Source organism: Spirillospora sp. NPDC047279, from assembly GCF_040643285.1.
In the GTDB taxonomy this organism is placed as follows: domain Bacteria; phylum Actinomycetota; class Actinomycetes; order Streptosporangiales; family Streptosporangiaceae; genus Spirillospora.
Genome location: NZ_JBEYUA010000017.1, coordinates 26,976 through 39,748, shown reverse-complemented (window position 1 = coordinate 39,748; position 12,773 = coordinate 26,976). Strand labels below are relative to the sequence as shown.

The 12,773-nt window shown below is 71.2% G+C and carries 11 protein-coding genes; 5 read left to right on the top strand and 6 right to left on the bottom strand.

From position 1 onward, the window contains the following. Positions 1 to 80 precede the first annotated feature (80 nt). The 4 genes from ABZ810_RS35795 to ABZ810_RS35780 all read left to right on the top strand — a co-directional run bounded on the left by ABZ810_RS35795 (position 81) and on the right by ABZ810_RS35780 (position 3,930). Positions 81 to 1,298, top strand: coding sequence for an acyl-CoA dehydrogenase family protein (locus ABZ810_RS35795; RefSeq protein ID WP_358410867.1), 1,218 nt, complete (start codon positions 81 to 83; stop codon positions 1,296 to 1,298). Between the two features lie 185 nt (positions 1,299 to 1,483). Beyond that, positions 1,484 to 2,026, top strand: coding sequence for a DUF1707 and FHA domain-containing protein (locus tag ABZ810_RS35790; RefSeq protein WP_358410865.1), 543 nt, complete (start codon positions 1,484 to 1,486; stop codon positions 2,024 to 2,026). Then, positions 1,942 to 2,925, top strand: a complete 984-nt coding sequence (locus ABZ810_RS35785) for a pyridoxal-phosphate dependent enzyme (protein ID WP_358411183.1) — start codon at positions 1,942 to 1,944, stop codon at positions 2,923 to 2,925. Before ABZ810_RS35790 ends, ABZ810_RS35785 begins: the two co-directional genes overlap by 85 nt. Positions 2,926 to 3,036: 111 nt before the next feature. Continuing rightward, positions 3,037 to 3,930 (top strand): TIGR03619 family F420-dependent LLM class oxidoreductase, encoded by an 894-nt coding sequence (locus ABZ810_RS35780; protein ID WP_358410863.1) that lies wholly within the window; start codon positions 3,037 to 3,039, stop codon positions 3,928 to 3,930. Positions 3,931 to 3,956: 26 nt separating this feature from the next. Here the strand turns inward: ABZ810_RS35780 and ABZ810_RS35775 are convergent, their stop codons facing one another. Together ABZ810_RS35775 and ABZ810_RS35770 are read right to left on the bottom strand one after the other, a co-directional pair. Further along, positions 3,957 to 4,397 (bottom strand): winged helix-turn-helix transcriptional regulator, encoded by a 441-nt coding sequence (locus ABZ810_RS35775; protein WP_358410861.1) that lies wholly within the window; start codon positions 4,395 to 4,397, stop codon positions 3,957 to 3,959. A gap of 141 nt (positions 4,398 to 4,538) precedes the next feature. Further along, on the bottom strand, positions 4,539 to 5,615 hold the full coding sequence (locus ABZ810_RS35770) for a LacI family DNA-binding transcriptional regulator (RefSeq protein WP_358410859.1): 1,077 nt from the start codon (positions 5,613 to 5,615) through the stop codon (positions 4,539 to 4,541). A 191-nt stretch (positions 5,616 to 5,806) separates the two neighbouring features. Between ABZ810_RS35770 and ugpC (ABZ810_RS35765) the strand changes: the two genes are divergently transcribed. Then, positions 5,807 to 7,051, top strand: coding sequence for a sn-glycerol-3-phosphate ABC transporter ATP-binding protein UgpC (gene ugpC / locus ABZ810_RS35765; RefSeq protein WP_358410857.1), 1,245 nt, complete (start codon positions 5,807 to 5,809; stop codon positions 7,049 to 7,051). A 178-nt stretch (positions 7,052 to 7,229) separates the two neighbouring features. Here the strand turns inward: ugpC (ABZ810_RS35765) and ABZ810_RS35760 are convergent, their stop codons facing one another. From ABZ810_RS35760 to ugpC (ABZ810_RS35745), 4 genes are all read right to left on the bottom strand, one after another. Continuing rightward, positions 7,230 to 8,087, bottom strand: coding sequence for a carbohydrate ABC transporter permease (locus ABZ810_RS35760; protein WP_358411181.1), 858 nt, complete (start codon positions 8,085 to 8,087; stop codon positions 7,230 to 7,232). A gap of 329 nt (positions 8,088 to 8,416) precedes the next feature. Continuing rightward, complete coding sequence (locus tag ABZ810_RS35755; protein WP_358410855.1) at positions 8,417 to 10,030, bottom strand: ABC transporter permease subunit; 1,614 nt, start codon at positions 10,028 to 10,030, stop codon at positions 8,417 to 8,419. A gap of 31 nt (positions 10,031 to 10,061) precedes the next feature. Then, entirely contained in the window at positions 10,062 to 11,363 is a 1,302-nt protein-coding gene (locus tag ABZ810_RS35750; RefSeq protein WP_358410853.1) for an ABC transporter substrate-binding protein, read from the bottom strand. A 52-nt stretch (positions 11,364 to 11,415) separates the two neighbouring features. Further along, positions 11,416 to 12,606: a sn-glycerol-3-phosphate ABC transporter ATP-binding protein UgpC gene (ugpC, locus tag ABZ810_RS35745; RefSeq protein WP_358410852.1), complete on the bottom strand. Its 1,191-nt coding sequence runs from the start codon at positions 12,604 to 12,606 to the stop codon at positions 11,416 to 11,418. Positions 12,607 to 12,773 lie beyond the last annotated feature (167 nt).

The window sequence follows — 12,773 nt, the reverse complement described above, 5'->3', positions numbered from 1 at the left end:
GCTCGCTTTCAGTTTCTGCTTGGATGGGCATCTCCGAGCAGGGACGCGATGGGCGCGGCCGACCGGGAAGGGCGGGGAGCATGATCGAGTGGTCCGACGAAGACCTGATGATCCGGGACGCGGTGCGCGGCTGGATCGACGCCGAGGTCCGGCCCAACCTGGACGCGCTCGACGCCGGTGAGCTCCCGCCCTACGACCTCATCCGGAGCCTCTACAAGACGTTCGGCATGGACGAGATGGCGCGCTCCTCGTTCGCCTCCCGCATCGCCAGGGAACGGTCGGGCGAGCAGCGCGACGACGACGGCGACCGCCCCGCCGGCGGCAACGCCGCGATGAGCATGCTGCCGATCATCGAGCTGTGCAAGGTCTCCCCCGGCCTGGTCACCGCCATGGGCGTCAGCCTCGGCCTCGCCGCCGGCACCGTCATGAAGCGCGGCACGGTCGAGCAGAAGGAACGCTGGGGCCTGGACCTGCTCACCATGGACAAGGTCGGCGCGTGGGCCATCACCGAGCCCAACTCCGGCTCCGACGCGTTCGGCGGCATGCAGGCCACCGCGCGCAAGGTCGGCGACGAGTACGTGCTCAACGGCAGCAAGACGTTCATCACCAACGGCCCGTACGCCGACACCATCGTCTTCTACTGCAAGCTCGACGACGGGGCCGCCGGGGGCGACCGGCGCGACCGCGAGATCCTCACGTTCGTGCTCGACCGCGGCATGCCCGGGCTGGAGCAGAGCAGGCCGCTGCGCAAGATGGGCCTGCACTCCTCCCCCACCGGCGAGCTGTTCCTCAACGACGTGCGCGCGGGCGCCGACCGGGTGCTGTCCGGCGGCTCGGGCGGCGGCAAGGAGTCGGCCAAGCAGAACTTCGTCACCGAGCGGGCCGGCGTCGCGGCGATGTCCCTCGGCGTCATCGAGGAATGCCTCAAGCTGTCGATCGACTACGCCAAGAAGCGCGAGCTGTGGGGGCAGCGGATCGGCGACTTCCAGCTCATCCAGCTGAAGCTGGCCAAGATGGAGGTCGCCCGCATCAACGTGCAGAACCTGGTGTTCCGGCACATCGAGATGCAGAAGGCCGGCCGCACCCCGACGCTGGCCGAGGCGTCGGCGATGAAGCTCTACGCCGCGCAGGCCGCCAGCGAGGTCGCGATGGAGGCCGTCCAGCTGTACGGCGGCAACGGCTACATGAGCGAGTACCGCGTCGAGCAGCTCGCCCGCGACGCCAAATCGTTCCAGATCTACGCCGGCACCGACGAGATCCAGGTGACCCACATCGCCCGCGACCTGCTGTCGCGGTGACCTGATCCGGTGCCGCCGCGCTGACCGGATCGCGCCGCGGACCGTGCCGGGAAACCCGCCGGTCACCCGAACTTCTGGTGATCGGCGGACGTCGAACCCATAAGGGATGAGTGCGGATGATCACTTATTCTGAGGATGCGGGGCTTTCCTGGACAGCCGACGACGGGATCTGGATACTCACAGCTATGGACGGTCAGCCCTCATATCCGGTGAGAGCGTCCGATATGGAGCGCGACCGCGTGTTGCGCGTTCTCAGCGATCGGGTGGCCGAGGGCCGGATGTCGCACGAGACGTTCGAGCGCCGGGTCGACCAGGTCCTGCGCGCCCAGAGCCAGGCCGAGCTGGCCGACATCGTCCACGACCTGCCGTCCACCAACCGCGTCGTCAACCGGCTGACCGGCATCATCTCCTCGGTCTCCCAGGTCACCGCGCGCATCGAGGCCGCCTGGAGGGCGCCCCGGCTGCCGCGGTTCATGCTGCCGCCGTCCGGGCTCACCCGGATCGTGGTGGGCCGCGCGCCCGGCTGCCAGTTCATCCTCACCGACCTCACCGTCTCCCGGTTTCACGCCGAGATCTACCGCGACGACGACGGCGACTGGATGATCTCCGACCTGGGCTCCATGAACGGCACCCGCGTCAACGGCTGGCGGCTCACCGGCCCGGCCCGCGTCCGCCCCGGCGACGAGGTCGGCTTCGGCAACTCCAGCTTCATCGTGGCGGCCCCCTGAGCTGGGCCGCGGCTGCGCTGGAACGCCTGGACGGCGAAGCCGCCGGCGCCGCCCCGACACCGCTGCTCCCCTACCCGGGCGACGCCCGGATCCTGCTGAAGGACGAGTCGGCGCATTCGTCCGGCAGCCTCAAGCACCGTCCCGTCCGTACCCTGCTGCGCGGCGCCGTGGCGTCCGGCGCGCTCACCGAGGGCATGGCGATCATCACACCGACCAGCGGCAACACCGCCGTCGCCGCGGCCTGGTTCGCCCGCCTCCTGGGCCTGCGGATGATCGCCGTCGTGCCGGGCCGCACCCGGCCCGACAAGGCCGCCCGCATCGAACGGCACGGCGGCGAGTGCCGCCGCCACGACCCGCCGCTGGCGGTCTACGACGAGGCGCGGCGGCTCGCGGCCGAGATCGGCGGCCACGTCCTCGACCCGTTCGCCCCGGTCGACGACAGGTCGCTGGCGGTGGAGCTGTTCGGCCTCCTGGACGAGCCGCCGGCGTGGGTGGTGGCCGGCGCGGGCAGCGGCGCGACCAGCGCCGCGCTCGGCCGCCACGTGCGCGAGGCCGGGCTGCCCACCCGGATCGCGGTGGCCGATCCCGAGCACAGCGCCTACTTCGCGGCCTGGGCCTACGACGTGGCCGACTACGCCACCGGGATGCCGTCGCGCATCGACGGCATCGGCCGTCCCCGGGTCGAGCCCGGCTTCGACGCCTCGGTCGTCGACGTCGTCATCCCCGTCGAGGACGACGACAGCCTGGCGACGGCCCGGCACCTGCACGAGGTCACCGGCATCCCGGCCGGCCCCTCCAGCGGCACCTGCCTGCGGGCCGCCCTGCGGCTGGCGGCCGGGCGCGGGGACGGCACGATCGTCTCGATCGTCGCGGACGCCCCCGGCCCCCTCCCCCGCTGACATGCCTCCTCGCGCCGCCGGGCGGGGCACGCACCGGCCCGGCGCCTTGACGTTGTAAGGTTCGAGCCGGGACGGTCAGCGCCGTCGGAGTCGCCAACGGAGGGGAGCGTCGTGCACATCGGGTTCGCCGTGCCGGTCTCGGGGGCGTGGGCCGCTCCCGGCAACCAGGTCCTCATCGCCCAGGAGGCCGAGAGCCTCGGCTACCGCTCGTTGTGGACGCTCCAGCGCCTGGTCACCCCGGCCGGATCGGCGGACGCGACGTACCGCGGCGTGCCCGACCCGCTGGTCACCCTCGGCTATCTCGCCGGTTTCACCGAGACGATCAGGCTCGGCGTCGCCATCGTCAACCTGCCGTTCGTCTCCCCCGCCCTGCTCGCCAAGCAGGCCGCGACCCTCGACCACCTGTCCGGCGGCCGGCTCGACCTCGGGCTCGGCCTGGGCTGGATGCCCGAGGAGTTCGCCGTCTCCGGCGCGCCGATCGAACGGCGCGGCGCCCGCGCCGAGGAGTTCCTCGCGGCGCTGCGCTCGCTGTGGCACGACGAGGCGAGCGAGTTCCACGGCGAGTTCTACGACTTCCCGCCGGTCCGCATGGAGCCCGCGCCCGTGCAGTCGCCCGAGCCGCCGATCCTGCTCGGCGGCGCGTCCGACCCCGCGCTGCGGCGCGCCGGGCGCCTGGCGGCCGGCTGGATCAGCTCGAGCCGCGCCGACCCGGCCGGCCTGGCCCGGTCGGTCGGCGTCGTCCGCGACGCCGCCGAGAAGGCCGGCCGCGACCCGGGCGCGCTGCGCTTCGTCTGCCGCGCCGCCGTACGGGTGGGGCCCGCGGGCGCCGCCGGGCGCACACCGCTGACCGGATCGTACGAGGAGATCCGCGGCGACCTCGCCCGGATCGCCGAGCAGGGCATGACCGAGGCGTTCGTCGATCTCAACTTCGACCCGGAGCTGACGTCGGCGACCGACGCGGTGCCGCGCGCCAACGAGGCGCTGGCCGAGTTCGCGCCGCGCTAGATCGGCGGCCGGCTCGGGCTCGGGGGTCAGATGGGCGGGCGGCGGCCCTCCCACGGCGTGCTGAGCACGACGGTGGTGCGGGTGGCGACGTTGGCGGCGGCCCGGATCTGCTGGAGCAGGTCTTCGAGCTCGTTGGGCGAACCCACCCGCACCTTGAGGATGTAGCTCTCCTCGCCGGCGACCGAGTGGCAGGCCTCGATCGCGGTGATGTGCTTGAGCCGGTCGGGGGCGTCGTCAGGCGCGGCCGGGTCGATCGGCTTGATCGACACGAAGGCCGTCATGGGCAACCCGATCTGCTCGTGGTCGAGCAGGGCCGTGAACCCCTTGACGATGCCGCGCTTCTGCAGCCTGCGCACCCGCTGGTGCACGGCGGACACTGACAGGCCGGTCTCCTTGGCGAGGTCGGTGAAGCTCATCCGCCCGTCGTCGGCCAGCAGTGTCATGATCTGACGATCGATCTCCTCCACCTCGGAGAATCTAGCGTGCCGGGGCCTCCGGTGCCGAGTCGGATCCGGTCACAGATCGGCAGCGCGGTCTCACCCGCGGTCCCACGCGCGGTCCCACGCGCGGTCCCACGCGCGGTCCCACGCGCGGTCCCACGCGCGGCCTCACCGTCCGCGCCGCGACCGAGGCGGGCCGCAGCTCCCCCGGATCATCAGCTCGGCCGGCAGCACCACCGGCGCGCCCGGCGCCCGCCGGGCACGGTCGCGCACCAGCAGCTCGCAGGCGCGGTATCCGGCGTCGTAGCCGGGCCGCGCCACGGCCGTCAGCGGCGGGTCGCACAACTCCGCCCACGGCACGTCGCCCATCATCGCGATCGACACGTCCGCGGGCACCCGCAGGTCCAGCTCGCGTGCCACCAGGACCGCGGCCTCCCCCAGCAGGTGCCCCGACGCCAGCACCGCCGGCACCTCCGCCTGGCGCTGCAGGAGGCCCGCCGCGGCCGCGTAGGCGCTGTCGCGCTCCGGCCTGGCCGCCACCACGAGATCGTCCGCCACGGGGACGCCCAGGCGCGCCAGCGTGTCGCGGAACGCCGTCTCGCGCACGCCGGCCGGCTCGCCGGGTCCGGCCGCGCCGAGGAAGGCGATCCGCCGGTGGCCGAGCCCCACCAGGTACTCCACCAGCGCCCGCACGCCCGCCCGGTCGTCGATCAGGACGGCGGGGATCTCCGGTGGCCCGGCGATCTCACGGTCGACCGAGACGACCCACCCGCCGGCGGCCACGAGGGCGTGCCAGGCGGCGGGGTCACCGCCCGGAACGACGATGATGCCGTCGACCCGCTGCTCCATCATGCGGTCGGCGATGCCCGCCTCCCGCTCGCCGTCGCCGTGCGCCGCGTCCAGGAGGACGTGCTCGCCCAGCGTGCGGGCGCAGTCCAGCACGCCCGCGACCAGGTCCGCGCAGAACGGGTCGGTCACGTCCGGCACGATGACCCCGATGCCGCCCGTCCGCTGGAGTTTCAGGCTCCGGCCGACGGCGCTGGGGCGGTAGTCCAGCTCCCCCGCCGCGGCGAGCACCCGTTCACGCGTCTCCGGGCTGACCGAGCCGCCGGAGAACACCCGCGACACGGTCGCGATGCCCACCCCCGCCGCCGCCGCGACGTCCTTGATCGTCGCTGGTCGTCCCGTCCGCCGCCCGGGGCCCGTGCCCGCCCGGCGCACCCCGGAATCTCCCTTGTCGGCCATGCCGGGCATTCTTTCATGATCCACCCTTGTCATGGAAACGTTTCCATAGGGTTAAATGCGGCACAGAGCTAAAAGGCCTGCTCAACCGAGTGGGTTGGAAACGTTTCCATCAGAACACGATCCCGGTCCGGGAGGCCGGTGATCGGGGAGCCCGGATCGGAATCCGGCCGGGCGGTGGCGAGAGGTGCGAGATGGCCAAGATCGAGCTGGACCGGATCGACAAGATCTACTCGGGTGGCGTCAAAGCCGTGGACTCCCTGGACCTGGAGATCCGCGACGGTGAGTTCATGGTGCTGGTGGGCCCGTCCGGCTGCGGCAAGTCGACCGCGCTGCGGATGATCGCCGGGCTGGAGGAGATCAGCGGCGGCAAGATCTCCATCGGCGACCAGGTCGTCAACGACCTCGCCCCCAAGGACCGCGACATCGCGATGGTCTTCCAGAACTACGCCCTCTACCCGCACATGACGGTCGAGCAGAACCTGGCGTTCGGCCTCAAGCTGCGCGGGACGCCCAAGGCCGAGATCAAGCAGAAGGTGCTCTCGGCGGCCAAGATGCTCGGCCTGGAGCAGTACCTGTCGCGCAAGCCCGCCGCCCTGTCCGGCGGCCAGCGCCAGCGGGTGGCGATGGGCCGCGCGATCGTGCGCCAGCCGCAGGCGTTCCTCATGGACGAGCCGCTGTCCAACCTGGACGCCAAGCTGCGCGTGTCCATGCGCGCCTCGCTGAGCCAGCTGCACGAGCGCCTCGGCGTCACCACCGTCTACGTCACGCACGACCAGGTCGAGGCCATGACCCTCGGCGACCGGGTCTGCGTGCTGCGCGAGGGCAAGCTGCAGCAGGTCGACACCCCGCAGCGGCTGTTCGACAACCCGGTCAACCTGTTCGTCGCCGGCTTCATCGGGTCGCCCTCCATGAACTTCGTGGAGGCCGAGCTCACCCGCGGCGACGGCGGCGCGAAGGTCTCCTTCGCCGGCTACGAGCTGCCGGTGCCGGACGCGCTGCTGGCCGACAAGCCCGGGCTGGACGGCTACATCGGCAAGAAGATCATCCTCGGCATCCGCCCCTCGGACTTCGAGGACGCCGCGCACGCCAAGCCCGACTGGGCGCCGCTGGCCGCCAAGAGCAGCGTCACCGAGGAGCTGGGCAGCGAGATCAACGTCATCTTCACCATCGACGCCCCGCCGGTCGAGCACAAGGACACCGCCGACCTGGCCGAGGACGCCGCCGAGGGCGAGGCCGACATGGCGATCCCGCTGATCGAGAACAAGGCGCTCTGGACGGCCCGGGTCAACGCCCGCTCGCACGTCCGCCCCGGCCAGGACATCGAGCTCGCGGTCGACACCCGCCGCCTGCACTTCTTCGACCCGGCCAGCGGCCTGTCGATCGGCCACGAGTCCGCCGCGGCGGTCGAGCAGCCGGCCGACGACGAAGAGGCCTGATCCGCCGGGCCGGGGCCGCCGCGCTCGCCCACAGGTCCGCAGCCCTTTCCACATAGGCGCGCATCACGTTCCCCACAGCCTTGTCCACAGGCTGTGGGGAACGTGATGCGCGTCACATTTTTCGGGAATACGCCGCATGCCGTTCATCTGAGGGCATGCGGCGCTTCATCGTGCCCGGTTACTTCACCGACCCGGCCAGGACGCCCTGGACGAAGTAACGCTGGAAGGCGAAGAACACGATCAGCGGGACCACCAGCGACAGGAACGCGCCGGGCGCGATGATGTCGATGTTGGACCCGAACTGCCTGACCTGCTGCTGGATCGCCACGGTGAGCGGCTGCGAGTCGCGGTTGGCGAAGATCAGCGCGATGAGCATGTCGTTCCAGACCCACAGGAACTGGAAGATCGCCAGCGACGCGATCGCGGGCCCGCCCAGCGGGAAGATCACCCGCCGGAAGATGGTCCACTCGGTGCCGCCGTCCATCCGCGCCGCCTCCAGGAGGTCGCGCGGGATCCCGGCGAAGTAGTTGCGCAGCAGGAAGATGGCGAACGGCAGGCCGTAGGCGACGTGGAACAACACCACGCCGGGGATCGACCCGAACATCTTGAACCCGCCGATCTCGATCCCGCCGTAGAGCTTGGCCACCGGGATGAGGCCGACCTGAATGGGCACCACCAGGAGCCCGACCACGCCGAGGAACAGCCAGTCGCGGCCGGGGAACTCGATCCAGGCGAACGCGTACGCCGCCAGCGACGCGATGACCACGACCAGGACCGTCGTGGGCACCGTGATGAGGACCGTGTTGACGAACCCCGACGTCATGTCGTCGTTGGACAGGACGTCCTTGTAGTTCTGCAGGGTGATCTCGGTCGGCTTGGTGAAGATCTTCCACCAGCCGCTCTCGGTGTTGGCGGCCTGGCCGCGCAGCGAGGCGATGAACAGCCCGAACGTCGGCACCAGCCACACGACCCCGACCAGGATCAGGGCGATCTGCGCCGCCCCGCCGCCGAGCCGGTTCACGATCCGGGACGCCACGCCGCGGCGCGGCGCGCCCGCCGCGCCCTGGTTCCGCGCGGGAGCGGGGTCGGCCTTGCCACCGGCGTCGGCCTTGCCACCGGCTCCGGCCTCGTCACCGGCGTCGGCCTTCGCGACAGGCTCGGACTCCGCGACGGGCTCGGCCTTCGCCGGCTCCTGTTCCGGCGCGGCGGCGGCACCCTCGTCCGGCGTCCCCGCCGCGGCCTCGTCCGGCGTCTTCTCCGGCTTCTCGTCCGGTGCCCTGCCCGGTGCCTCGCCCGGCGCCTTGTCCGGCGCCTTGTCCGGCGCCTCGTCCTTGGGGGTCCCGTCCGCGGACCTGGGTTCGCTGGTCATCCCTGCTCCTGGCGGAATCGGCGGATGTTGAAGATCATCGCGGGCAGCACGAGCAGGAAGAGCACGACCGCGATCGCGCTGCCCATCCCCTGGTCGGCGCCCTCACCGGTGAACGACTTCAGGTACATCTGCAGGGCCAGCACGTTCGCGTCCTGCTGCGTCGCCCCGGGCGCGATGATGTACACCAGGTCGAACACCTTCAGCACGTTGATGACCAGGGTGACGAGCACGACCACCAGCACCGGGGCCAGCAGCGGCATCGTCACCCGCCAGAACACCTGGAGCTCGGTGGCGCCGTCCACGCGCGCGGCCTCCAGCGCGTCCCGCGGGATCGCGGCCAGGCCCGCGCCGATGAGCACCATCGCGAAGCCCGCCCACATCCAGATGTAGGCGCCGATGATGGACGCGGTGACCAGGCTCGAGCCGAGCCAGTCGATGCCGTTGTAGGGCGCCGCGAAGTTGGAGGCGGGCAGCCGCACGGTGTACGACCCGGCAGGGAGGTCCTTGAGCACGAAGGTGCCGTCCGCCGCGGTCGTCGCCGTCGCGGCGACCTTGCCGCCGGAGACCGCCTCGACCTTGATGTCGCCGAGGCCCTTCTCCGACGGGTCGACCTGGTTGGGCTTGGCGGCGGCGCCGGGGGTGAAGTCCGCCCACACCGTGCCGGCGACGGCGCCCGGTGTCGCGGTCGCCGCCTTGGCCGGCGACAGCGTCTTCTGCATCTCCGGCGTGACCGCGACGAGCGGCAGCAGCGCCGTCTGCCCGGGCTGCACCGCCGCCCGCGTCACGTAGGCGGTGCCGTCGGGCGTCTTCTGCGCCGTGATCGGCCCGCCCGCCTCGCGCGGCCGGACGCCCGGATAGGCCGAGGACTCCTTGAACGTGTCGTGCGCGCCGACGGCGATCGCGTTCAGCACGCCGCGTTCCGGCGCCCGGTCGTACACGAGCGTGAAGATGACGCCGGCGGCGAGCATCGAGATCGCCATCGGCATGAACACGATGAGCTTGAACGCCGCCGCCCAGCGGATGCGCTCGGTCACCACCGCGAAGATCAGGCCGAGTGCCACGATGATGGACGGCGCCGCGATGACCCAGATCAGGTTGTTGCGGAACGCGGTGTACATCGGCGACTCGGCCGACAGCAGCGCCCACATCAGGATCTCGGCGCCCACCAGGAACGCGAAGGTCAGCCAGACCCGGCGCCACTCGATGATCCCGGCGTAGGCGGCGAACACCGTGCCGACCGCGATCAGCAGGACCAGGAAGGTGACGATCACCTTGCCCGCCGACACGCCGCCGCTGAACGTGACGTCGTCGGTGAACATGTCGACGTAGTTGCCGAGGCCCACGAGCTTCTCGCCGGAGCCGTCGTACAGGCTCCGCCAGAGCGTGTAGAAGATCGGATAGACGACCAGCAGGCCCAGCACCAGGATCGCGGGCAGCAGGAAGCCGCTCGACAACCACGGCGGCGGGCCCACGCGGCCGTTGCCGGCGGCCGGCTGCGCCGCCGGCCTGGTCTTCGTGCCGGCCGCGGCCCCGGCGGGGGCCTCGGCTCCGGCCTTCGGCCGCTCCCCCGAGGGCTCGGGCGCGGCCGGACTCTCGGGGGAGTCGGTCATGTGGTTCTCCGTTGTCCCGTCGGTGTCGTCGTCAGCTCTTCAGGGCCTTGGCGGCGTCGGCCTCGAGGCCGGCGGCCGTCGCGTCGACGCTGGAGGGGTTCTTCAGGAAGTCCTGGAGACGCTTCCACTCCCCCGCGCCCTTGGTGCCGCCGAAGGCCGCCGGGTAGAGGTCGGACATGTCGAACAGGAAGTCGTCGCCCGCGTCGATGACGGCCTTGGCGCTGGTGCGCTGGACGTCGTCGGGGTAGTTCGACAGGTCGAGGCCCTTGTTGGGCGAGATGTAGCCGCCCACCTTCGCCCAGGCCGCCGCGGCCTCCGGGGTGGCCAGGAACTTCATGAACTCCTGGCTGCCCTTGTTGTCCTTCAGCATGACCGCGGCGTCACCGGCGCCGACCAGCGGCGGCTTCTCCCCGGTCTTGGGGAACGGGAAGACCAGCGCGTCCGTGCCGACCTTGGCCTTGGTCTCGCTGATGGTCGCCGAGACGACGTCGGCACCGGAGATCATGGCGGCCTTGGGCTCGCTGCCGAAGGTGTCGGTGACCGCCTTGTCCATCGGCGTGGTGGTGGCCCCGGTGACGCCGCCCGCCATGAGGGTGGGCTTGCCCCAGATCTCGGCGAGCGTCCGCAGCGCCTGCTTGACCGACGGGTCGGTCCACTTGATCTCGTGCTTGGACAGCTGGCGGTACTTCTCCACGCCGGCCTGCGAGGCGTAGACGTTCTCGAACCAGTCGGTCAGCGTCCAGCCGTCGCCGCCCGCGATCGCCAGCGGCGTGGTGCCCGCGTCCGACAGGGTCTGCGCGGACTTGACGAACGTGGCCCAGTCGGTCGGCGGCTGCACGCCCGCGTCCTGGAACGCCTTGGTGCGGTACCAGACCAGCGACTTGTTGCCGGCCTTGAAGTACAGGCCGTACATCTTGCCGTCGGCGGTGCCGAAGTCCTGCCAGACCTGGGAGAAGTTCTGCTTGGCCGCGGTCTGGACCTCGGGGCTGAGCTCCTTGATCCAGCCCTTCTTGGCGAACTCGGCGATGACGCCCTGCTGCGGGAGCATCGCGATGTCCGGCGGCGCGCCACCCTGGATCTTGGTCTGCAGGAAGGTGGCGGTGTTGTCACCGGTCGGGGTGAGCGTGACGGTCGCGCCGGTCTTCTTCGCGAAGGCGTCGAGGACCTTCTTGAACCCGGCGCCCTCGGCGCCGGTCCACACGGCCGCCACCTCGAGCTTGGTGCCCTTGAGCGACTGGCCGCCGGAGTCACCGCCGCCGTCGCCGGAGTCGTCGCCGCCACAGCCCGCGAGGGCGAGGAGCAGGCCGCTCGCCAGGGCGGTGCCCCGGATCACGGCAGAACGGTTGCTGCGCATTCGTTTCCTTCCTGAACGGCGGTGCGCCCGATCACCAGATCGAGGCACCGCTCTCGGGGTCGAAAAAGTGCAGGCGGCCGGTGTCCACGTGGATGTCGAGCGGGTCGCCGACCTTCACCCGGGTCCGGGGGCTGAAACGTGCGACCAGGTCGGTGCGCGGCGCGTCCAGCGCGCCGAGCACGTCGGTGCCCGCGTCGCGGGCCAGCTCCTTGGTGTCCTCGGTGACGACCTGAGCGGCCTCGACCGCGAAGTGCACCAGGACGTCGGAGCCCATCGCCTCCACGAGCTCCGCGGTGGAGCTCAGGCGTGCCCCGTCGGCGGTCTCGACGAGCTCGGCGTCCTCCATGTCCTCGGGACGGATCCCGAACACCACCTCACGTCCCAGGTAGCCGCCGAGGTCCTCCCGGTCCCGCAGCACCTGCGCCGGAATCGTGAGCGTCTGGCCGCCGACCGTCAGACTCGGGTTCTCCGCGTCGTCGGACAACGTGCCCTGAAGCAGGTTCATGGCGGGTGAGCCGATGAAGCCGGCCACGAAGAGATTGGCCGGCCGGTCGTAGAGCTCCTGTGGCGGTGCCACCTGCTGGAGCTCGCCCTTCTTCATCACCGCGACCCGGTCGCCGAGCGTCATCGCCTCGGTCTGGTCGTGCGTGACGTAGATCGTGGTGACGCCGAGGTCGCGCTGGATGCGCGCGATCTCGGCGCGAGTCTGGACGCGCAGCTTGGCGTCCAGGTTGGACAGCGGCTCGTCCATCAGGAACGCCTGCGGCTCGCGCACGATCGCGCGGCCCATCGCCACCCGCTGCCGCTGGCCGCCCGACAGGTTGCGGGGCTTGCGGTCCAGGTGGTCGGTGAGCCCGAGGATCTGCGCGGCGCGCTCGACCTTCTCGCGGATCTCCGCCTTGGGCAGCTTGCGCAGCGAGAGGCCGAAGCCGATGTTGTCGCGGACCGACAGGTGCGGGTAGAGCGCGTAGCTCTGGAACACCATCGCCACGTCACGGTCCCGGGAGGGAATGCGGTTCACCACCCGGTCGCCGATCGTGACCTCTCCCTCGGAGATCTCCTCCAGGCCGGCCACCATGCGCAGCGCGGTCGTCTTTCCGCAACCCGAAGGGCCCACCAGTACGAGGAACTCCCCGTCCTGGATGGCCAGGTTCAAGTCGGTCACGGCGCGGGTGCCGTCGGGATAGACCTTCCCGACGCCCGTCAGCGCCACCTCTGCCACGGCGTCTCCTCTTCGTCCGGCCATCTCGGGGACATCAGTCCGTAACCCCGTCGGAACAAGGAATAACGTCGTACCTCTGTGCGTGGCCGGGCCGCAACACACACACCACTTACTGAGACATTTGGTGCGTAGATCGTTATCTCCCCGTGCGCCCGCCCCGACCGTAC

Bases quoted from the DNA above. Each gene is read 5' to 3' on its own strand.
- ABZ810_RS35790 (WP_358410865.1), top strand. From the start codon at position 1,484: ATGGACGGTCAGCCCTCATATCCGGTGAGAGCGTCCGATATGGAGCGC.
- ABZ810_RS35795 (WP_358410867.1), top strand. From the start codon at position 81: ATGATCGAGTGGTCCGACGAAGACCTGATGATCCGGGACGCGGTGCGC.
- ABZ810_RS35755 (WP_358410855.1), bottom strand. From the start codon at position 10,030: ATGACCGACTCCCCCGAGAGTCCGGCCGCGCCCGAGCCCTCGGGGGAG.
- ugpC (WP_358410857.1), top strand. From the start codon at position 5,807: ATGGCCAAGATCGAGCTGGACCGGATCGACAAGATCTACTCGGGTGGC.
- ABZ810_RS35770 (WP_358410859.1), bottom strand. From the start codon at position 5,615: ATGGCCGACAAGGGAGATTCCGGGGTGCGCCGGGCGGGCACGGGCCCC.